The organism is Rhodoplanes roseus, assembly GCF_003258865.1.
Lineage (GTDB): Bacteria > Pseudomonadota > Alphaproteobacteria > Rhizobiales > Xanthobacteraceae > Rhodoplanes > Rhodoplanes roseus.
Genome location: NZ_NPEX01000092.1, coordinates 1 through 21,460 on the forward strand (window position 1 = coordinate 1; position 21,460 = coordinate 21,460).

Below are 21,460 nucleotides of genomic sequence, written 5' to 3' on the forward strand. Positions count from 1 at the left end.
GGACCGCGTCGCGGTCCGACCTCCCCCTCCAGGGGGAGGTGAAGAAGGGAGCCCCCTACTCGGCCGCCATGGCGCGGGTGACCGTGAAGGGCACCACCTCGGGCGGACGGCCGGCGCGCGCCACCACCATGTGGTCGGGCGGCACCGCGACCCAGCCGGAGCGGTCCTCGTCGAGCGGCTCGGAGACGGCGACGACGTCCTGGCCGGAGGCCCGGTAGTACAGGGTGTTGGGCTGGTCGTTGGCGGCGTAGCGGAAGGCGTAGAGGTCGCGCCCGTTGGCCACCGCCGCGGTGAACCGCATGGCGTCGGAGCGGCCGTCCTCGCGGCACATCTCGGTGATGGCGGCGAGCGTGCGGGCGGCGGCGCCGACCGGATCGCGGTCCAGCCCGGCGCCCAGCATGGCCAGGAACACGGCCTCCGAATCGGTGGTGCCGCTGCGCGAGCCGTAGAGCTCGTCCGGGATCAGCCCCTCGACCCGGCGGCGGATGCGGCTCCAGTCGCCGATGAAGCCGTTGTGCATGAACAGCCAGCGGCCGCAGGCGAAGGGGTGGCAGTTCGGGCGGGTGATCGGCGTGCCGGTCGACGAGCGCACATGGGCGAAGAACAGGTGCGAGCGGATGTGGCGGCACAGGTAGCGCAGATTCTCGTCGGACCAGGCCGGGCGCACCTCGCGGTAGAGGCCGGGCTCCGGATGGTCCCCGTACCAGCCCAGGCCGAAGCCGTCGCCATGCGTGGAGGCGGTCGATTCGAGGGCGTGGATGCTCTGGGCGATCAGGGAGCGCGCGGGCGCCGTGACGTAGTGTTCGAGCGCAATCGTCTCGCCCCGATAGGCGATCCAGCGGCACATTGCGGCAAGACTCCTTCCCCGGCCGTGGGCGCTTTGGCCCGACCGACCGATTCAGCTCCTATAATCGCAATGCGGCAAGCAGAAGGTCAAACGGGTTTTACCCGCACGGCGCGACCGCTCGCGGGCGTAGCGACGCTTGCGCGAGGCCGCCGCGGCGGCGGTCCCCGAGAGCCGGCGGGTGCGCCTCCCGCCGGCGCGAAACCTGGTTTCGCCAGACTCTTCGCCGGCCTCGGCCGCGCTGGTCCGCGGCTTGCTGCATTCTCGGTCGGACATGTCCGGCCAAGAACGTCCCGACGGCGGGGCGGGCCGGCAGCGAGCGGAGCGGACGATGCGACTGACGACGGCGGCGCTGGCCCTTGTGTCGACCCTTCTCACTCTCCTGCCCGGCCTCGGCCAGGCCCGCGCCGAGACCTATCCGGCCCGGCCGATCCGCATGGTGGTGCCGTTCCCGGCCGGCGGCGGCGCCGACGTCCTGGTGCGCCTGCTCACCCGCCACATGGGCGAGGAGCTCGGCGCGCCCTTCGTCATCGTCAACCAGCCGGGCGCCGGCGGCGCCATCGCGTTCGAGCAGGTCGCCAAGGCGGCGCCGGACGGCTACACGCTGACCTGGATCTCGACCGCGTTTCCGGTGATGGCCGCCACCATCCCGACGCTGGCGTTCGATCCGGCCAAGGACTTCACACCCGTCGCCCAGGCGACCCAGAGCCCGTTCGTCCTGGTGGTCAATCCGCAGCTTCCGGCCAGGAGCGTCGGCGAGCTGGTGGCGCTGGCGAAGCAGAAGCCCGGAACACTGAACTTCGCCCACAATGGCGGCGGCACGCTCACCAAGCTGGCGGTCGGCCTGTTCCGCCAGACGGCCGACATCGACATCGGCGACGTCAGCTACCGGGGCGACAACTTCTCCAGCGCCGACGTGGTCGCCGGCCATGTCCAGGGGATGTTCACCAGCAGCCCGGTGGCGCTGCCGCATATCGGCGCCGGCCGCCTGCGCGGCCTCGCCGTCACCTCGGCGGCGCGCTCGCCCGCCGCGCCCGACCTGCCGACCATGGCGGAGGCCGGCGTGCGGGACTTCACCATCGTGATCTGGCACGGCCTCGCCGGCCCGGCCGGCCTGCCGCGTGACATCGTCGACCGCCTGAACGCCTCGCTCAACACCGCCCTGGCGCAGCCCGACATCGTCTCCCACACGAGGGATCTCGGCTCCGAGCGGGTCGGCGGCACGCCCGAGGCCTTCGCGGCGCTGATCCGCCAGGAGCTCGCCTTCTGGTCCGCCGCCGCCAAGCGCGCCGGCGTCGCCGGCCGGTGAGGCTCAGGCGCGAACAGAAAAAGCCCGGGCACGCCCGGGCTTGTTGGTCTGCTGTGTCTCGAGAAGCTTTGCGGGTCAGCACGGCCCCTTCCCTCTCCCCTGGCGGGAGAGGGTGGATCGCCGCGAAGCGGCGAGACGGGTGAGGGGGCCTGCAGCAGGCTCGGAGCGTGTGGCGAGCCCATCGCCTCCCCCGCTTCGCTCGGGCACCCTCTCCCGCGACGGGAGAGGGTTTGCAGCCGGAGCAAACGCCCGGCATCATCCCCTTGCGGGCCCGCTTACGGCAGCACGACGCGGTTGCGAGAGAGATAGACCCGATCGCCGCCGCGCGCCGCTTCGATCACCAGATCCCACTGACCCGACGAGACGTCGGCGGCCTCGCCGCGATAGACGCCGATGCCGCGCTCGGCGATCTCGACCGGCCGCTCGCGCCGGTCCGTCGGCCGTGCCAGCCAGGCCGTGACCGTGAGGCCGCTCACCGGCACGTCCTTGGCGTCGCGCGCCTCGACCCGGACGCTCGCCCGGCTGTCACTGCTGCGCTCGACATGGGCCGCGACGGTCCAGGCGCGGGTGGCCTGCGCCTGCGCAGCGGCGATCTCGTGGTTGTAGGCGAGGCTCGCGCGGTAGGCGCTGTCGACCACGGTGCCGGGCAGGGTCTCGATGGCCAGGGTCATCATGAAGGCGTTGACGCCCATCACCACGCCGAAGAAGGCGAGCAGATAGACGGCGACCCGCCGTCCCGTCAGAGGTCGTCCCGAGGCCGGGATCTCCGTCTCCATGGTCATGTTCCCTGTCTCCGCGCTCACGGTCCGAAGAAATGGTCTCTGGCGGTCGCCCTGTCGCCGGAGTCGACGTCGCGTGCCGTGAAGGTGATGGCATTCGACGCCTGGATGCTGGCAGCGGGCGGCACCGTGACGAGCACACGAACCTCGCGGGTCTGGTCGGGACCGACCGCCACGATGGTGCGGCTCGCCGGTTCCTCGCCGATCACGTGCAAGACGGGAATCGGCACGCCGGAGGCGGAGAGCTCGATGGTGCGCAGGTCCGAGCGCTTGTTCAGGAAGCGGATCGTGTAGGCGTTGCGGATGGACCCGTCGGACAGGGTGACGAACAGCGGATTGCGGTCGTGCAGCACGTTGATGTCGATCAGCGTGCGGGTGGAGAGCGTGTAGAGCATCACGCCGGCGACGAGGGCGATGATGCCCGTGTAGATCAAGGTTCGGGCGCGAATGAAGCGGTAGACCGGCGCCTCGCCGGCGAGCCGCCGCGCGATGTTGACGTCGTTGTCGTAGGCGATCAGTCCGGACGGACGACCGATCTTGGCCATCACGGTGTCGCAGGCGTCGATGCACAGGCCGCACTGGATGCAGCCGAGCTGCGAGCCGTGGCGGATGTCGACGCCGGTCGGGCAGACGGCGACGCATTGCAGGCAGTCGACGCAGTCGCCGGCCTTCTCGCCGAGCGCCCGCAGGTCCGCCGCCTTCTTGATCGAGGTGCGCGGCTCGCCGCGGTCGTAACGGTAGGTGACGTTGAGGGCCCACTCGTCGGTCAGCGCCGCCTGGATGCGCGGCCACGGGCACATGTAGATGCAGACCTGCTCGCGCATGTGGCCGGCGAGCGTGTAGGTCGTGAAGGTGAGGACGCCGATGCACGCATAGGCGATCATCGGGGCCTGGAAGGTCGCGAGCTCCTTCACCAGCGTCGGGGCGTCGGCGAAGTAGAGCACCCAGGCACCGCCCGTCCACCAGGCGATGGTGAGCCAGATGCCGTGCTTGAGGACGAGCTCGCCGACCCGGCGCGCCGTCAGCTCGGCCTTGTCCTTCTTCATGCGCTCGCGGCGGTCGCCCTCGATCCACCGCTCGACGGCGTAGAACAGGTCGGTCCAGACGGTCTGGGGACAGGCGTAGCCGCACCAGATTCGGCCGGCGACGGCGTTCATCAGGAACAGCGTCATCGCGGCGATCACCAGGAGGCCGGTGAAATAGTACACCTCCTGGGGCCACAGCTCGATGAAGAAGAAGTAGAAGCGCGTGTTGGGCAGGTCGACCAGGACGGCCTGGCTCGGCGAGTTCGGGCCGCGGTCCCAGCGCACGAAGGGCAGCAGATAGTAGATGCCGAGGAACACCGCCATCAGCACCCACTTGATCGAGCGGAAGCGGCCGTGGACGCTCTGCGGGAAGTTCTTCTTGGCCGACTCGTAGAGCGGAGCGTCGACGACGGCGACGGGCGGCTTGACGGGCATGTTCATGGGCGGGGGTACCATGTGCTCCGGAGGAGGGACCGTCCCGGCCCGGTGGGGTCGGGACGGTCCTTTCTATGCCGCGGCCTCGGCCGCGGAGTTGATTATTCTCAAACTTGAATACGTCAGCGGCCTCCGCCGAGCGTGTGGACGTAGACGGCCAGCGCCTTGATGGTCACCGGGTCGAGACGGCCGGTCCAGGCCGGCATCACGCCGGAACGGGCATTGGTGATCGTCTCGACGACGCTGTCCTGGTCCGAGCCGTACAGCCAGATCCGGTCGGTGAGGTTCGGGGCACCGAGCTCCTGGTTCCCCTTGGCGTCGTCGCCGTGGCAGACCGCACAGTTGTCGGCGAACAGCTTCTTGCCGGCCTCGAGATCGACGCCCTTCGGAACCTGCAGTCCGGACAGCGAGCGCACGTAGCTCGCCACCTGCACGATCTCGTCCTTCTTGAGCGTGCCGTCCTTGCCGAAGGCCGGCATCTGGTTCTCGCGCGCCTGAGCGTGACCGGAGCGGATGCCGTACTGGATGGTCTGATAGAGCGCGTCGAGCGAGCCGCCCCACAGCCAGTCGTCGTCGTTGAGGTTCGGGAAGCCCTTCGACCCGGTCGCGCCGGTGCCGTGGCAAGGCGCGCAGTTGTCGCCGAAGGCGGCCCGGCCCTGGGCCCGCGCGAAGGCGAGCAGCGCCGGATCCTTCTCGATGTCGGCCAGATCGGCCTTGCCGAGCAGGATCGCCTTCTCGCCGCGCAGCGCCTGGAGCGCCGCCATGTCGGCCGCCACGTTCGCCCGCGACGAGTAGCCGAGCACGCCGGACGTGTAGCTCGCCACCAGCGGCCAGGCCGGATAGGCGATCCAGTACACCACCGCCCACACGATGCAGGCGTAGAACGTGTAGAGCCACCAGCGGGGCAGGGGCGTGTTCAGCTCCTTGATGCCGTCCCACTCGTGGCCCGTCGTCGCGGTCCCGGTGACGGCGTCGATCTCTTCTTTCGCCATGGTCTCAGTCCTCCCGCAGAGGCATCTTGGCAGCGTGATCGAAGGTCGCGCTGTTGCGCGGCCAGAGCGCATAGGCCAGCACCGCCAGGAACAGGGCGACGAAGATCGGCGTCCACCAGTTCGAGACGAAGGTGGTGATCAGGGACAGTCCGGGCTCTATTCTCATGATGCCCCTCTCACCGCAGATTGGCTTTGTCGTTGTAGAGCTTCAGGTCGACCAGCGTGCCCATCATCTGGAGATAGGCGACGAGCGCGTCCATCTCGGTGATGCGGGCGGGATTGCCGTCGTAGTCGCGGGCCGTGCTCTTCGGGTAGCGGGTCAGGAGATCCGCCGCGCCCGGATCGTCGAGCGTCGCCTGGGCCTTGATGTCCTTGGCGGCGTTCTTGATCTGCTCGTCCGTGTAGGGCACGCCGACGACGCTCAGCGTCGTCATCTGCGCGGCGAGCGCCTTCGGATCGAGCTCGGTCTGGGCGAGGAACGGATAGCCCGGCATCACCGACTGAGGCACCACGGCGCGCGGGTTCTTCAGATGCGCCACGTGCCACTCGTCCGAGTACTTGCCGCCCACCCGCGACAGGTCGGGACCCGTGCGCTTCGAGCCCCACTGGAACGGGTGGTCGTACATCGACTCGGCGGCGAGCGAGTAGTGACCGTAGCGCTCCACCTCGTCACGCAGCGGCCGCACCTGCTGCGAGTGGCAGGTGTAGCAGCCCTCGCGGACGTAGATGTTGCGGCCGGCGAGCTCCAGCGGGGTGTAGGGCCGCATGCCTTCCACCTTCTCGATGGTGCTCTTCAGGTAGAACAGCGGCGCGATCTCCACCAGGCCGCCGATCGAGATCACCAGCAGGATGCCGATGAGGAGGAGGATCGAGTTCTTCTCGAGGATTGCGTGTTTGGCCATGACCGACATGGTCGTTCCTCCTTCACTCGGCCGGCTGCAGGGCGGGCTGCGCGACGGGGGCCGGTTCACCGGACCGCACCGTCATCCAGACGTTCCATGCCATGATCAGCGCGCCGATCACGAACAGGGCGCCGCCCAGCGCACGGATCGCGTAGAACGGATGCATCGCTTCGACGGTCTCGATGAACGAGTATTCGAGGAAGCCGAGCGACGTGTAGGCGCGCCACATCAGGCCCTGCAGGATGCCCGACACCCACATGGCGGAGACGTAGAGCACGATGCCGATGGTGGCGATCCAGAAGTGCCAGTTCACCGCCTTGAGGCTGTAGAGCTGCTTCTTGTTCCACAGCCACGGCACCAGGCAGTAGACGGCGCCGAAGGAGACGAAGCCGACCCAGCCGAGGGCGCCGGAGTGGACGTGACCGACGGTCCAGTCGGTGTAGTGGCTGAGCGAGTTCACCGCCTTGATGGACATCATCGGCCCTTCGAAGGTCGACATGCCGTAGAAGGCGACCGAGACGACCAGCATGCGCAGCACCGGATCGGTCCGCAGCTTGTCCCAAGCGCCCGACAGCGTCATCAGGCCGTTGATCATGCCGCCCCAGGACGGCATCCACAGGATGATCGAGAACGTCATGCCGAGCGTCTGGGCCCAGTCGGGCAGCGACGTGTAGTGGAGATGGTGCGGGCCGGCCCAGATGTAGAGGAAGATCAGGGCCCAGAAATGCACGATCGACAGCCGGTAGGAGTAGACCGGCCGTTCCGCCCGCTTCGGCACGAAGTAGTACATGATGCCGAGGAAGCCGGCGGTGAGGAAGAAGCCGACCGCGTTGTGGCCGTACCACCACTGGAACATCGCGTCCTGCACGCCCGACCAGACGATGTAGGACTTGGAGCCGAACGGCGACACCGGCAGGGTCGCGTTGTTGCCGAGATGCAGCACCGCGATGGTGACGATGAAGGCGAGATAGAACCAGTTGGCGACGTAGATGTGCGGCTCTTTCCGCTTGATGATCGTCACCAGGTAGACCAGCAGATAGGCCACCCAGACGATGGTCAGCCACAGGTCGGCGTACCACTCCGGCTCGGCGTATTCCTTGCCCTGGGTGACGCCGAGCAGATAGCCGGTGCCGGCGATCACGATGAAGAAGTTGTAGCCGAGGATCACGAACCACGGCGCCACGTGACCCGCGAGCCGCGTCCGGCAGGTCCGCTGGACGACGTAGAACGAGCTCGCGAGCAGCACGTTGCCGCCGAAGGCGAAGATCACGGCCGAGGTGTGCAGCGGCCGCAGGCGCCCGAAGTTCAGCCACGGCAGGTCGAAGTTCAGCACCGGATAGGCGAGCTCGAGCGCGATCCAGAGGCCGACCGTGAATCCCGCGACGCCCCAGAACACGGCCGCCGCCGTGGCGAACTTGATCGGTCCGTCGTTGTAGTTCGGCCGGCCGTCCTCGACCTCTTGCCCCGGAAGCTGGGCGGGACGGTTGAAATAGCCCCGGAAGATCAGGAACACGGCCGCGACGCTCGCGGCCGCCGAGAGATATGCATGAAATGCGAAGGGTGCGTCTTGAGCCTTGGCGGCGGCGACGAGGCAGAGCAGTGTCGTCACGGCGAAGACGAACGCCAATCCGCCTTCTCCGAATGTCATGGTCTTGCGAACCGTCGATTGAGCCATGTCAGGGGCCTTGGGTTGCGGCGTTACAAGATCGGGCTGAACGAGGAGCGACTGGGACTAGTCAGGATGCTCGCTGTGCTCGCATTGATGAAAGTCAATCCGCGCGAGTGTCAGGGTCACTTGATTGTCCAGTCTTCTTGACAACTCTGTGCGCTTGCCGACGCGTCATGTAACGGACCACCACCGGCAAGGAGAACGACACGGCGAAAACTCGGGCGATGTGATGAGCGCCGACGAAGACCGGGTCGATATGCAAAGCGAGCGAGAGCACCATCATGGCGTCGATGGCGCCGGGCGCGAACGCGACGGTGAGGTCGCCGAGCCGTAGCCCCAGCGTCGCGGCGAGCGCGAGCACGAACACGGCCGACACCGTGACGGCGACCGCGAAGGAGCCGAGCGCCGCCGCCAGATAGGAGAGGACGAGCTGCACGGACGTGTTGGCGAAGCGGGAGCCGCTGACCGCGCCGAGCCCGATCATGCCGGCGATCGTCACCCACACCGGCAGCGTGACGGTCACGAGTCCGGTGCCGTGGAGAACCGCGGACACCGCCATCGGGCCGATCATCAGCCCGCCCGGGAATCCTATCCGCAGCAGCAGTCCGCCGACGGCGAGCGCTGCGGCGAAGAGGGCGGCGAGCTCGGCCGGCGCGTCCAGCAGTCCCGAGGGCTGCACCGCGAGGCGCGTCGGACCGCTCTGGCCGAAGGCCGCCAGCACGACCGGCACGCCGACCGTGAGAATGACGACCCGCATGGTCTGGACGATGGCGATGCCGCGGACGTCGCACTTCTCCTCGACCGCGTGAGCCAGCACCTGGGAGAGCGCCCCCGGAACGCCGGCGAACAGCGCCGTCATGGTGTCCCACCCGTGCACCTTGCGCAGGTAGAACATGGTCGAGACGGTCACACAGCCCATCGCCACCACGACGGCGGCGATGCTGATCGGCCAGGCGGCGACGCCGTGCAGCGACTCGGGATTGACGACGCTGCCGAGCGACAGGCCGACGATCACGAAGAAGCCGCGAGCGATCGCCCGCGGCACGCCGACGGGGCGCCCGGCGAGCGAGACTGCCGCGGTGAACACCATGGCGCCGGCGAGCCAAGCCGCCGGGATGCCGGCGAGATCGAACAGGACCGCGCCGATCGCGGCGACCACGAGGGTCTCGAGAAGATTCAGAAATCGGAACGGCGGGCGCTTCACGCCCGCGTCCGGGCGAGGCTGATCGTTCGAACGCGTATCCATGGGGGTCCTGGGCTGGCGCCCTCATAGCAGACGGACACCGCCTCTGGCGACTGTCACGACGCACGATCTTCGCGACGCGAGCGCGCGTGCGAGCGCACCACAGGGTCGTGACGGAGCCGATCGTCCGCCGATAAAAAAAGGCGCCGTACGAAGCCGTACGGCGCCCGAAGTTGAAGAGGATCGCCCGGGGAGGAGATGGACGATCGCTCCGAAAGGAAATCGTGAAGCCGAGCGTCAGTGGGCTCCGGTGAGCTGACAGATGCGGCACACGTCGTGGACGCGAACCTCTTCCTGCTTGTCGATCGCGATGATTCCGCGGCGACGCAGCTCCGAGAAGGCGCGCGAGACGGTCTCCAGCGTGAGACCGAGATAGTCGGCGATCTCCTGACGCGTCATGCCGAGGCGGACCACCGCCGAGTCGCCGCCGCAGCGCGGGCCGGCGCAGTTGAAGCCGCCGCGTCCCGGCACGCAATGCATGACGAAGGTCGCGACCCGCTCCAGCGCCGACTTGCGGCCGAGCAGCACGGCGTGCTCGTGCAGGGCACAGAGCTGCGCGTGAACATGGGCGCTCAGGCGTCGCAGCAGCTCGGGCGAGTGCTCGACCGCGGCGCGGTCGTGCGCGACCACGTTGCAGGAGACCAGGGTCTCGGCCGAGCAGTCGTAGACCGGCAGGGCCGACAGTCCGAACACGTCGCCGGCGCTCAGGAGCTCGACCACCTGACGGCGTCCGTCCGGCAGGAGCTTGTAGAGCATCACGGCGCCGTCGACGAGCTGATAGAGCCGGTCGGCGCGATCGCCTTCACGGAAGATGTGGGCGTGCTGGCCGACCCGCTGACGCTGCCCCTGGGGCTCGTCCTCGCGACGGCTGGCGCTCTGCACGGGAGCGGTCCGCGGGGCGGTCGGGAGTCGGCAGGGCGACTCGAGGGCAACAGAATAGGGTCGCTGTGCGATGGCTGGCTTCATGGGGGTCCTCGCCGGACGAGCCGGGGGTTGAAACGCTCGGCAGCGCAATGGGACATTAGCGGAGCTGATCACTGATACGAAATCTGGCATGAATGCTTACGGAGAAACCCTTATCGTAAAAGCGCTTTTATTCCAGAGACTTGTAAAGGCACGGCACGGCCGTCGGCGGCCCCGACCGAGGCCTCCGGATCACCCGACGATCAGTGGAATTCTACCGTTCGAGCGAGATTGCACCGCAGCACAATACTGTCAAGCGCGCCTTACGCTCGTTGCCCCGTCGGCGTCTTGGACTTTCGAATTACGAAGTCCCACGGAGGGCCTTCGGCCGGAGGGAGGCTCTCCCGCATGCCTTGTCGCGAGTTCCCGACTCCTCTCCAAGTCGTGCTCTGCCGGGCGAAGGCTTTGCAGACCTCGTCGGGTCGGAACGGCGCGGAGCGCCGGGGCCGAACCCGGCATCGCGCGGTCGCGCCGCGGATCCGTCTCGGCGCCTGCTCGGGACCGTGCGGGTCCTCGGCCGGGGCTCACGAGCGGATGGCGGCGAGCTGCTGGGTGATGGCCCCGTGGGAGAGAGGCTTGCGGATGATGTTCATCTCGCCGATGCCGCGGAGCTGAAGGTCGATCGTGTTCTGCGACTGGCCCGACATCGCCACGATGCGCGGGGGATCTTTCAGGCCGGTCAGCCAACGGATCAGCTCGGCTCCGCTGATCCCGGGCAGGATCAGGTCGACGAAGACGATGTCCTTGGCGGACGGCGGCGCGCTGCGGAAGAGGTCCTCCGCATTGGGATGGCAAACCACCTCGAACCCCAGATGCTCCAGCAGGATGGCGAGCGAGTCGCTCACCCCCGGATCATCTTCGACGACATGCACCGCCATCACACAAATCCAACAGCTCGCAGCCCGCGAGCTGCCCAGCATGCAAGATCAGGGCACCACGCCGCCGTCTCAATCCGTAGTACACGCTAAGTAAGTCTACTTAGCGGGCGCCAGAGGTGGACAGGGATGGCAGGAGAGGGGACCGAGACGGGCGGATGCGGGGGGTCAAGAATTGCGGGGGGACTCCGACAGGACGATGCGAACCAGGTCGGCGGCGTTCTTGGCGCCGAGCTTCTCCATGATCCGGGCGCGATGCACCTCGATGGTGCGCGGGCTGATGCCGAGCTGGCGCCCGGCCTCCTTGTTGGAGGCGCCGGCCGCGATGAGATTGAGCACCTCGCGCTCGCGCGCCGTCAGCAGGTCGCTGCCCGGGAACTGGGTCAGGGTCTCGCCGAGGCCGGCCCGCGCCTGGCGGCGGCCGGCGGCCTCGATGGCGTCGCGAACCCGGTTGACCACGGTCTCGGCGTCGAAGGGCTTCTCGATGAAATCGAAGGCGCCGTTCTTGATCGCCTCGACCGCCATCGGGATGTCGCCCTGCCCCGAGATGATGAACACGGGGGCCGGGTGGTTCTTGGCGTTCAGCTCCTTGAGGATGTCGAGCCCGGAGCGCCCCGGCATGTGGACGTCGAGGATGATGCAGGCCGGGGCCCGCGAGCGCACCGCCGCCAGGAACGAATGCCCGTCCGCGAAGGTGGTGACATGGTAGCCTTCGAGGGTGAGCACGACCGACAGCGCGTCGCGGACTGCCGGATCGTCGTCGATGATGTGGATCTCACCAGCCGCGGTGGCGTTCTGACCCATTGTGTCCGTCCTCGGTTTCTGTCGTCGCGCCGGCGGTCGCCTCGTCCGGCAGAGGCAGGAGCAAGGTAAAGCAGGCCCCCCGCCCGCGACCGCCGGGATCGACGATGAGATCGCCGCCGTGGGTCTGGGCGATAGACTTCGAAATAGCAAGGCCGAGTCCCAGTCCCTGGCTCTTGGAGGATGAAAAAGCCTTGAACAATTCGGAAATGCCGGCGGGCGGAATACCAGGTCCGCTGTCGAGCACGCTCATCGCGACGCCGTCCGGCCGCAGGCTGGTCGACAGCCGCACCACCTGCACCTCGGTGCCCTTGATGGCTTCGAGGGCGTTGCGGACCAGGTTGACCACCACCTGCTGGATCTGCACCGGGTCGACCATCACGGCCGGCAGGTCGCTCGCGAGCTCGCGGACGATCCGGGTGCCGGGCGGGCTGCCCAGGATGGTCAGCTCGAGAGCGTCCTCGATCAGCGGGTTGAGGTCGATCCGCTTGCGGACCGGATCGCGCTTCTCGATGAACTGGCGCATCCGCTGGATGATGCTGCCGGCCCGTTCGGCCTCTCGGACGGCCTTTTCGAGGATCGCCATGACGCTGGTCGGGATCGCGTTGGCGGCGCCCTGCTTGGCGCAGGCCCGTTCCACCGCCTGCAGGTAGAGCATCAGGGCGGTGAGCGGCTGGTTCAGCTCGTGGGCGAGCGCCGCGCCCATCTCGTCGACGGCCGACACCCGGGCCATCCGCACCAGGTTGGCCTGCAGCTGGTTGAGCCGCTGCTCGCTCTCGTTGCGGGCCCGCAGATCCCGCATGATGCCGATGAACTGCCGGCCGGCCGAGGTCACCGCCTCGCCGACCGAGAGATGGACAGGAATCTTCGTTCCGTCCCGGTGCTGCCCCATCACCTCGCGGCCGATGCCGATGATCTTGCGGCGCCCGGTGCCGATGTAGTTCCCGATATAGCTGTCGTGCGCGCGCGAATCGCCGGTCGGCATGATGGCGTTGACGTTGCGGCCGAGCATCTCGACCGCCGTGTAGCCGAACAGGCGCTCGCACGCCTTGTTGTAGGTGAGGACGATGCCCCGGTCGTCGATGATGATGATTCCGTCGGCGGCAGTGTCGAGGACACTCGCGAGTTGCGCGTCGGAAATGGCGGGCACCGTTCGCTGGCTATTGCTCGCACTGCCGCCCGGAGGGGCCTCTGTGCGCTCGAAGGGTTTCATCGACATGCAGACCGGTCCCTGTTTTCCGGGGGCGTCAGTCGTACGTATTTACCCGATAAGTACGGCACCAGCACACGGCAATGCAACGACAATTGAATGGGGCCGTGCGTTCGGAGCGTGCCGGGGTGCCGATGGACAAGGGCGGCCCGGTTGTGCTGACCTTCGGTCTGGACCGGGACACCACGCCCGACCGCAGGAGACGCCATGCCCCACGGCTGGGTCGCAGTCGCCGTCGCGCTCGGCTACATCGGGATGCTCTTCCTGGTGGCGAGCTGGGGCGACCGGGGCCGGGCTCGCGAGCGGCGCCGGCGGTCCCGGCTGATCTATCCGCTCTCTCTGGCCATCTACTGCACGTCGTGGACGTTTTTCGGCTCGGTCGGCCTCGCCTCGCGCTCCGGGTTCGACTTCCTTGCCATCTATGTCGGGCCGATCCTGGTGATCGGCCTCGCCTCGCCGCTGGTGACCCGGATCGTTCGCCTCGCCAAGGGCCAGAACATCACCTCCATCGCCGACTTCATCGCGGCCCGGCACGGCAAGAACCAGGCGGTCGCCGCCACCGTGGCCGTCATCGCGATCGCCGGTACGATCCCCTATATCGCCCTGCAGCTCAAGGCCGTGTCCTCGTCGCTGGGCACCATCCTGGCCGAAATCGGCCCGGGAAACTGGAGTGCCCACGTCCTGCTGGGCGACATCGCCCTCGTGGTCGCGCTCTCCATGGCGGCCTTCGCGATCCTGTTCGGCACCCGCCATATCGACGCGACCGAGCACCAGGACGGGCTGATCCTCGCGGTGGCGACCGAATCGCTGGTCAAGCTCGTGGCCTTCCTGGCCGTCGGCGTGTTCGTCACCTACGGGATGTTCGGCGGCCCGGCCGCCCTGTTCACCCGCGCCCTGGAGCGGCCCGAGGTCGGCCGCGTGCTGACCGGGGAGCAGAGCTTCTCCACCTTCGCGGCCATGACGCTGCTGGCGGCGTTCGCGATCCTGCTGCTGCCGCGCCAGTTTCACGTCGCCGTGGTGGAGAACAACAGCGAGGCGGAGGTCCGGCGCGCCGCCTGGCTGTTCCCGCTCTATCTCGTGCTCATCAACCTCTTCGTCGTGCCGATCGCGCTGGCCGGACTGATGACGTTCCCGGCCGGGACGGTCGACGGCGACATGTACGTGCTGGCGCTGCCCCTCGCCGCCGGCTCCCGGACGCTGGCCCTGGTCGCCTTCGTGGGCGGCCTGTCGGCCGCGACCGCGATGGTGATCGTGGAATCGGTCGCTCTCGCCATCATGGTATCGAACGACCTGTTCGTGCCGCTCGTGCTGCGCCGGCGCGGATCGCTGAGCACCGCGAATGTCGGGGCCGTGCTGCTGCGGGTCCGCCGCTTCGCGATCCTCGGCATCCTGCTGCTCGCCTATGTGTACCATCGCTCCGCCGGGCTGGCGCAGCTCGCCTCCATCGGGCTGTTGTCCTTCGCGGCGATCAGCCAGCTCGCGCCGGCCTTCTTCGGCGGCCTGTTCTGGCGCCGCGCCACCGCCCGCGGCGCCGTCGCCGGCATGGTGGTGGGGTTCCTGGCCTGGTTCTACACGCTGCTCCTGCCGAGCTTCGTCGAGGCCGGCATGATCGGCCGGAGCCTGCTGAGCGACGGCCCGCTCGGCATCGCGATGCTGCGGCCGGAGGCGCTGCTCGGGCTCGACCTGCCGCCGCTGGTGCACGGGGTCGTGGTCAGCCTCGGCCTGAACCTGTTCGCCTACGTGGCCGTGTCGCTGCGCCGGGCGCCCTCGGCGATCGAACGGCTGCAGGCCGACATCTTCGTTCCCTCGCGGATCAGCCCGTCGGCGCCGAGCTTTCGCCTGTGGCGGTCCGCCGTGACGGTCGGCGAGCTCACCGCGACGGTGGCGCGCTATCTCGGCGAGGACCGCACCCGCAGCGCCTTCGAGGGCTTCGCGGTGTCGCGCCGCATCACCCTCGACCCCAAGCACGAAGCCGACTTCCAGCTCCTCCAGCACGCCGAGTACCTGCTCGCCTCGGCGATCGGCGCCGCGTCGTCCCGCTTGGTGCTGTCGCTGCTCCTGCGCAAGCGGCTGATGTCGACCAAGGCGGCGCTCAAGCTGCTCGACGACGCCAATGCCGCGATCCACTACAACCGCGAGATCCTGCAGACCGCCCTCGACCACGTGCGCCAGGGCATCGCGGTGTTCTCCAAGGATCTGGCCCTGGTCTGCTGGAACCGCCAGTTCGGCGAGCTGCTGGATCTGCCGCCGGCGCTCGTGCGGGTCGGCACCACGCTCGACGACGTGCTGCGGTTCAACGCCGCCAAGGGCGCGTTCGGGCCCGGCGAGGTCGACACGCTGGTGCGCGAGCGCGCCGCCCGCTACGCGACCTGCGCCGAGCCGTTCCTGGAGCGCTTCCCGTCGCGCGGCCTGATCTTCGAGGTGCGGGTCGCCCAGATGCCGGGGGCCGGCTTCGTGCTCACGCTCACCGACATCACGCCCAGCGTCGAAGCGGCCGAAGCGCTGGAGCGCGCCAACGACGAGCTGGAGCGGCGGGTGCGCGAACGGACCGCCGAGCTCGAGCGCCTCAATGCCGAGCTCGCCGAGGCCAAGGCCGCGGCCGAGAACGCCAATCTGTCGAAGACCCGCTTCCTGGCCGCGGCGAGCCACGACATCCTGCAGCCGCTCAACGCCGCACGGCTCTATGTCACGAGCCTGGTGGAGCGCCAGAACGGCGGCGAGGAGGCCCGGCTCGCCGGCAATGTCGACGCCTCGCTGGAGGCCGTGGAGGAGATCCTCGGCGCGCTCCTCGACATCTCGCGCCTCGACACCGGCGCCATGAAGACCGAGATCACGACGTTCGCGGTCGACGAGATGTTCCGCCAGCTCGAGGTCGAGTTCGCACCGCTCGCCCGCGAGAAGAGCCTCGTCCTGACCTTCGTGCGCAGCCGGCTGGTGGTGCGCTCGGACCGTCGGCTTCTGCGGCGCCTCGTTCGCAATCTCGTCTCCAACGCGATCAAGTACACCGAGCACGGACGCGTCCTGGTCGGCTGCCGGATGCGCGGCGGCGAGGTGCGCATCGACGTCTACGACACCGGCATCGGCATCGCGGCCGCCAGCCAGCGCGCCATCTTCGAGGAGTTCCACCGGCTCGAGCGCGGCGCCATGGTGGCGCGCGGGCTCGGCCTCGGCCTGTCGATCGTCGAGCGCATCGCCCGCGTGCTCGACCACACGATCGCGCTGCGCTCCGAGGTCGGCCGCGGGTCGCGCTTCTCGGTGACGTTGCCGCGCGCCGTGGTGGCCGTGCCGGAGCCCGGCGAGGCACCGGTGCTGCGGTCGCACGGTCATCTCGTCGGTTCGGTGGCGCTGTGCATCGACAACGAGCCGACCATCCTGGACGGCATGCGGACGCTGCTCTCCGGCTGGGGCTGCGAGGTCCTGAAGGCGCCGGATCTCGCCGGCGCGATGGCCGCGGTCGAGCAGGCGGCGCGGCTGCCGACCGTGCTGCTGGTCGACTATCACCTCGACGACGGCAACGGCATCGACGCGATCGTCGCGCTGCGGCGCCGCTACGGCGAGTCGCTGCCCGCCATCCTGCTCACGGCCGACCGGACCCGCGAGGTGCGCGAGCTCGCGCACACGCTCGACATCCGCATCCTCAACAAGCCGGTGCGCCCGGCTCCGCTCCGCGCCCAGCTCACCCAGTGGCAGGCCCTCCGGGTCGCGGCGGCGGAGTGACGCCGCCGTCCGTCGCGTCGGCCGCCTGCCGGGGCATCGTCGCCACCCGACAGGGCAGGCCGCCGTCGGCCGGTGGCGCCCCCGGGGCGTGTGGCTACGGACCGCCGAACCGGGGCGGGGCGTAGACGACCGCCGCGCTGCGCCGGGCCGCTTCGGCGATCGACGCGTCGTCCATCAGGCTGAACGCGGTGGACAGGGCGTCCGCCGTCGTCGCGGTGGCCGCGACGACGGTGATGCGGCGGTCCGGTGCCGCCGAGATTCCGGTGCGCGGATCGAACAGATGATTGTAGCGGCCGTCGGCGTCGAATCCGAAACCGGCCGCCGCCGACGTCGCGACCGCCCGGTCGGTGAGCGGGACGACGTCCGGCGCGCCGGGGGCCGATCTCTCCAGCTCCACCTGCCAGGGCCGGCCGGCCGGATGGCCGCCGAGCGCAGCAATCTCGCCCATGTCGACCAGCGCATGCGCGAGACCCGCGTTGCGCAGCATCGCGACCACACGATCGGTGACGAAGCCCTGGGCGATCCCGTTGAGGGTGAGCGCCATGCCGCGGGTCGCGAAGGCGATCCGGTCGCGGCCGACCCGCAGCTTGTCCCACCCGACCCGCGCCAGCGCGTCGCGCAGCGCTTCGGCGGGCGGCGGCCCGGCGTCGCGGCCGCGCGTGGAAAAATGTGCGGCGTGACAGGCCCACAGCGGCTGCACGGTCGGGTCGAAGACGCCGTTCGTGAGCCGAACCATCGCGTCGCAGGCGGCGAGCAGATCGACCAGCTCGGCCGCGGGAGCGATCACCACGCCGGTGCGGTTGAGCTCCGACAGCACCGAGTCCGGGCGGTAGAGGCTGAAGATCGCCTCGAGCCGCGCCGTCTCGGCCACCGCGGCGCGGACCAGGCGCTCGGCCGTCGCGCGATCCGGATGGTGGATCTGCAGGCTCGCGACGGCGCCCAGCGCGATGCCCCGCCAGGTCACCAGCGCGCCCTCGGTGGCGGCTGCGCCCGACGGCAGCAGCGGCAGCCCGGCTGCGGCCGCGGCGACGGACAGGAAGCGGCGGCGGGTGGGGCGTCCGCTCGGCGGCATCGTCATCGCCTCAATGTCCGTGCGCGGTGGTGGCGTCGCTGGCCCGGACCGGCTCGGCCGGGCCGCCCAGCACGTAATCGTGCGGGATCTCGGCGAGCCGCACGACGCGGCCGCCGTTCTTCTCCACGAAGGCGTCGGCCGCGCTGCGCTCGCCGAACGGCACCGTCTCCGGCGCGCCCATGCCGCCGCGCAGCCGGCTGTCGACGACGAACCACGCCTTCGACACCTCGACCCAGTTGGTCGCCCCGGGCGCGTCCCAGCTCTCGGCCCGTGCCATGTCGGAGACGTAGACGGCGCGGATGTCGCGCGGCTCGTCCGGCATCAGCGTGAAAGCGACGGCGTCGCGCGCCGCCGAGAACCACACCGGATCGATGCGGCTCGCCAGGATGATCTGCCCCTTCGGTCCGGGATGCTCCAGCACGTTCATGCCGCAGTAGTGGCCCATGGCATCCGCCGTGAGGGCCTGCGGGGGCGGCGGCGGGGCGGCGGCCTGCTCGTTGCAGGCGGCGAGCGCCAGCACGATCGGAACGGCGACGAGCAAAGCGAAACGGCGCATCGTCAGATCTCCTTGCGGGCGAAGGCGGCGGTCGCAGCGGCGAGCGGCACCACGGTCCAGGCGACCAGCGCGGCGACGAGCGTCGGCACGCCGAGCGACACCGTGCCGGCGAGCCCGGCCATGCCGGAGAACAGGCTGACATTGGCGAAGCCGGTCAGGTTGAGGAGCCGGTAGGCGTCGGTCGGGTTGAACAGCAGCACCGCCTCGATCGCGCCGGCCCCGATATGGGCGCCCTGGTCGGCGACCAGCAGGCCGAGCAGAGCGAGGTCGTAGACGACGACGAAGACGAGCCACAGGCCGATCGCGACGGCCGCCGCGGCGCCGCGGCTGCGGGCCAGCGCGCTCACGCAGGTGCCGATCGCCAGGAACGTGCCGCCGAGCAGCAGCGACGAGCCGATCATCGCGGCGAAGGCGGCCCAGCTCTCGGCCGCGACGTCGCGCGCCGTCACGAGGATCGCCACGCCGGCGGCGCCGAAGCCGACCAAGGTGGCGATGGCGAGCACGATCATGTGGCCGATGAACTTGCCGAGCACGACCTGCCAGCGCGCCACCGGATAGCCGAGCAGCAGCAGCATGGTGCCGCGCTCCACCTCGCCGACCAGCGTGTCGTGCGAGATGAGGAGCGCGATCAGCGGCAGCAGCAGGATCGTCAGGCTCGACAGGCTGACGACGACGACGTCGAGGGCGTTCGCCCCGGTGGTGCCGGTCGGCGTGCTGCCCAGCAGCGTCAGGCTCAGCGCGAGCGCGCCGAGCAGCAGCGTCGCGGCGACGACCCAGCGGTTGCGCACCGCCTCGCGCAGCTCCTTGTCGGCGATCGCGACCAGGTTGATCATCGCGCGTCTCCCCGGCTGAGGAAGTGGGCGTAGAGGTCGTCGAGCGTCGGCTCGGCCACCTCGATGTCGTCGACGGCGGAGCCGCTCTCGACGGCGCGGCGCAGCAGCGCCATCTTGGTGTCGGGCGTGCAGGTCAGATCGAAGTGATGGCCGTTGACCGCCTGGCCGGCGTCGCGCAGCCAGGCCGGCGCCGCGGCATGCGGCCCGGCGACCTTGACCCGCACCCGGATGGGAAGATGCGCCAGCCGGCGCAGCTCGCCCAGCGACCCGTCGGCCAGCACCTCGCCGCGATCGAGAATCACGACCCGGTCGGCGACGCCCTCGAGCTCGCCGAGCGCGTGGGTCGAGATCAGCACGGTGGCGCCGGCGCCGGCGAGGTCGCGGATCAGCCCGTAGAATTGTCCGCGCAGAGCCGGATCCAGGCCCGTGGTGGGCTCGTCGAGAAACAGCAGCGCGGGCTCGCCGAGCAGCGCCTGGGCGAGGCCGAGCCGCTGACGCATGCCTTTCGAATAGGTGCCGATGCGCCGGTCGGCCGCCGCCGCGAGGCCGACCCTGGCGAGCAGCGGCGCCACCACGCTCCTGGGCTCGCGCTTGAGCGTGGCGTAGAAGCGCAGCATCTCGGTCGCGGTCAGGGCCGGGTTGAACGCGATGGTCTCGGGCAGGAAGCCGATCCGCCGCCGCACCGCGAACGCGCCGGCGCAAGGATCATGTCCGAGCACGCGGACGTCGCCCCGGCTCGGATGCAGCAGGCCGAGCATCAGCTTCATCAGGGTGGTCTTGCCGGCGCCGTTGTGGCCGACCAGCGCGACACACTCGCCGGCCCCGGCCGACAGCGAGACGTCGCGCACCGCTTCGACCTTGCCGAAGTGCTTGGCGACTCGATGCAGCTCGATCACGTGGGCCTCGGTCATGGCGAGCGTCTCCCGGAGGTTTCACCGGCGCCGCGTGCGACGGCCGCCGGTGCCTCGGACGCTGGGGGCGCGGGTGCCGCCATCAGCGGATGGCTGTCGACGACGCCGCCCGGGTAGAGCGCCGGAAACTGGCCCTGCGCCCAGCGCAGCAGCTGCACGGCCGGGCTCGCCACCAGGATCTTGGCGGCCGGGGCGGTCCACAGCACCCGGTCGACGATGTCGTTCGGCCGGTACGCGGTGTCGCCAATGCCGTCGCCGTCGAGGTCGAAACCGGGATTGTCGCTCCAGTAGTTGCCGCGTCCGTCCTTCGACCAGTCGAGCGATCGGGTGCCGACATACTTCACCTGGTGCCGGTTCTTCACGAAGGCGTTGCCGACGATCTCGTTGCGCTCCGATCCGGCGGTGAAGTGGACCCCGATCTCGCAGCCCTCGAAGCGGTTGCCCGAGAAGGTGTTGGCATTGGCGTTGTAGATGAAGACGCACTTCTCCGGCCCGGCCCGGCGCACCGTCCCGGCGCTTTCACGCGCCCGCGCGAGCAGCGCCGTGTGCTGGTCGTCGTCCACCGGGCCGTCCCGGGGCGCGATCGGGCCGCCCAGCACCACGTTGCCCGTGATCGTCGAGCCGTTGGCGTAGTTGAACAGGAAGCCGTGGTCGCGGTCGCGCTCCGAGCGGTTCCCGGTGATCCGCAGCCGGCTCGAATACATCACGGCGTAGCCGACGTGATTGCCGACCGAGACGTTGCCCTCCACCCGGCTGTCGTTGGTGTACATGTAGTGGATGCCGAAGCGCAGGTCGGTGAAGCGGTTGCCCGTGAAGGTGTTGTCGCGGCTGGTGACGACGAAGATGCCGTCGCGGCCGAAGCGGATGTCGTTGCCGACGACCTTCGCGCCCGGCGCGTTCCACATCGACACGCCGTTGCCGGCCTCGCTGGTGCGGCCGCCAGTCCGGCCGACGATCGTGTTGCCGTCGACCCGCGCGCCGGCGGCGCCGTGCACGTAGACGCCGAACAGGTTGCCCTCGATGCGGTTCCGCTCGACCACGGCGCGCGTCGCGGTGCGGGCGAGAAACACGCCGGAGTCCATCGTCTCCAGGTCGCTGCCGGAGCCGCGCAGGGTCAGGCCGGCGACCGCGGCATCCGCGGCCGTCACCGTGACGACGCTGCCGGCGCCGGGGCCGATCAGCTCGGTGCCCGGCTCCCCTTCGAGCCGCAGCGGGCGCGCGATGCGCACCGCGCCTCGATGCCGGCCGTGAGCGACACGCCGATGTCGGCGCCGCCGAGAAGATCGAACAGCGTGCCCTTCTCGGTATGGTCGGGCTGCGCCGG

Annotated in this window: 18 protein-coding genes and 1 pseudogene; 2 read left to right on the forward strand and 17 right to left on the reverse strand. The window is 69.5% G+C overall.

What is annotated here, in order from left to right:
• Positions 1 to 55 precede the first annotated feature (55 nt).
• A complete protein-coding gene (locus CH341_RS14715; protein ID WP_111419764.1) occupies positions 56 to 847 on the reverse strand; it encodes a class II glutamine amidotransferase in 792 nt (263 codons plus the stop codon).
• 328 nt (positions 848 to 1,175) lie between these two features.
• Between CH341_RS14715 and CH341_RS14720 the strand changes: the two genes are divergently transcribed.
• Positions 1,176 to 2,153 (forward strand): tripartite tricarboxylate transporter substrate binding protein, encoded by a 978-nt coding sequence (locus CH341_RS14720; RefSeq protein ID WP_170149631.1) that lies wholly within the window; start codon positions 1,176 to 1,178, stop codon positions 2,151 to 2,153.
• A gap of 275 nt (positions 2,154 to 2,428) precedes the next feature.
• On the opposite strand, the gene CH341_RS14725 is transcribed toward CH341_RS14720, so the two are convergent.
• From CH341_RS14725 to CH341_RS14775, 11 genes are all read right to left on the reverse strand, one after another.
• Complete coding sequence (locus CH341_RS14725; RefSeq protein WP_111419781.1) at positions 2,429 to 2,929, reverse strand: FixH family protein; 501 nt, start codon at positions 2,927 to 2,929, stop codon at positions 2,429 to 2,431.
• A gap of 23 nt (positions 2,930 to 2,952) precedes the next feature.
• Positions 2,953 to 4,398, reverse strand: coding sequence for a cytochrome c oxidase accessory protein CcoG (gene ccoG, locus CH341_RS14730; RefSeq protein WP_111419766.1), 1,446 nt, complete (start codon positions 4,396 to 4,398; stop codon positions 2,953 to 2,955).
• Positions 4,399 to 4,514: 116 nt separating this feature from the next.
• Positions 4,515 to 5,384, reverse strand: a complete 870-nt coding sequence (ccoP, locus tag CH341_RS14735; protein WP_111419767.1) for a cytochrome-c oxidase, cbb3-type subunit III — start codon at positions 5,382 to 5,384, stop codon at positions 4,515 to 4,517.
• A gap of 4 nt (positions 5,385 to 5,388) precedes the next feature.
• The gene (locus tag CH341_RS14740; RefSeq protein ID WP_111419768.1) at positions 5,389 to 5,550 is read right to left on the reverse strand and encodes a cbb3-type cytochrome c oxidase subunit 3; all 162 of its coding nucleotides are present in this window, start codon (positions 5,548 to 5,550) and stop codon (positions 5,389 to 5,391) included.
• Positions 5,551 to 5,560: 10 nt separating this feature from the next.
• A complete protein-coding gene (ccoO, locus tag CH341_RS14745) occupies positions 5,561 to 6,295 on the reverse strand; it encodes a cytochrome-c oxidase, cbb3-type subunit II (protein ID WP_111419769.1) in 735 nt (244 codons plus the stop codon).
• 13 nt (positions 6,296 to 6,308) lie between these two features.
• On the reverse strand, positions 6,309 to 7,934 hold the full coding sequence (gene ccoN, locus CH341_RS14750) for a cytochrome-c oxidase, cbb3-type subunit I (protein ID WP_425376185.1): 1,626 nt from the start codon (positions 7,932 to 7,934) through the stop codon (positions 6,309 to 6,311).
• A gap of 121 nt (positions 7,935 to 8,055) precedes the next feature.
• Positions 8,056 to 9,159, reverse strand: coding sequence for an AbrB family transcriptional regulator (locus CH341_RS14755; RefSeq protein ID WP_170149632.1), 1,104 nt, complete (start codon positions 9,157 to 9,159; stop codon positions 8,056 to 8,058).
• A gap of 276 nt (positions 9,160 to 9,435) precedes the next feature.
• Entirely contained in the window at positions 9,436 to 10,080 is a 645-nt protein-coding gene (locus CH341_RS14760; RefSeq protein WP_111419772.1) for a helix-turn-helix domain-containing protein, read from the reverse strand.
• Positions 10,081 to 10,685: 605 nt separating this feature from the next.
• A complete protein-coding gene (locus CH341_RS14765; protein ID WP_111419773.1) occupies positions 10,686 to 11,039 on the reverse strand; it encodes a response regulator in 354 nt (117 codons plus the stop codon).
• Positions 11,040 to 11,204: 165 nt separating this feature from the next.
• A complete protein-coding gene (locus CH341_RS14770) occupies positions 11,205 to 11,840 on the reverse strand; it encodes a response regulator transcription factor (RefSeq protein ID WP_111419774.1) in 636 nt (211 codons plus the stop codon).
• On the reverse strand, positions 11,812 to 12,987 hold the full coding sequence (locus CH341_RS14775) for a PAS domain-containing sensor histidine kinase (RefSeq protein ID WP_245431066.1): 1,176 nt from the start codon (positions 12,985 to 12,987) through the stop codon (positions 11,812 to 11,814). Before CH341_RS14775 ends, CH341_RS14770 begins: the two co-directional genes overlap by 29 nt.
• Positions 12,988 to 13,254: 267 nt before the next feature.
• Here CH341_RS14775 and CH341_RS14780 point away from each other — a divergent pair, with 267 nt between their 5' ends.
• Positions 13,255 to 16,764 (forward strand): hybrid sensor histidine kinase/response regulator, encoded by a 3,510-nt coding sequence (locus CH341_RS14780; RefSeq protein WP_111419776.1) that lies wholly within the window; start codon positions 13,255 to 13,257, stop codon positions 16,762 to 16,764.
• Between the two features lie 94 nt (positions 16,765 to 16,858).
• On the opposite strand, the gene CH341_RS14785 is transcribed toward CH341_RS14780, so the two are convergent.
• The 5 genes and pseudogenes from CH341_RS14785 to CH341_RS14805 all read right to left on the reverse strand — a co-directional run.
• Positions 16,859 to 17,842, reverse strand: coding sequence for an FAD:protein FMN transferase (locus CH341_RS14785; RefSeq protein WP_111419777.1), 984 nt, complete (start codon positions 17,840 to 17,842; stop codon positions 16,859 to 16,861).
• Between the two features lie 4 nt (positions 17,843 to 17,846).
• Positions 17,847 to 18,392, reverse strand: coding sequence for a nitrous oxide reductase accessory protein NosL (locus CH341_RS14790; RefSeq protein WP_111419778.1), 546 nt, complete (start codon positions 18,390 to 18,392; stop codon positions 17,847 to 17,849).
• Between the two features lie 2 nt (positions 18,393 to 18,394).
• The gene (locus CH341_RS14795) at positions 18,395 to 19,225 is read right to left on the reverse strand and encodes an ABC transporter permease subunit (protein ID WP_111419779.1); all 831 of its coding nucleotides are present in this window, start codon (positions 19,223 to 19,225) and stop codon (positions 18,395 to 18,397) included.
• Entirely contained in the window at positions 19,222 to 20,136 is a 915-nt protein-coding gene (locus tag CH341_RS14800; protein ID WP_111419780.1) for an ABC transporter ATP-binding protein, read from the reverse strand. The genes CH341_RS14795 and CH341_RS14800 overlap by 4 nt, the downstream gene beginning before the upstream one ends.
• Positions 20,133 to 21,392: pseudogene (locus tag CH341_RS14805) on the reverse strand (nitrous oxide reductase family maturation protein NosD); the annotation flags it as partial. The gene CH341_RS14800 and the pseudogene CH341_RS14805, both read right to left, overlap by 4 nt.
• Positions 21,393 to 21,460 lie beyond the last annotated feature (68 nt).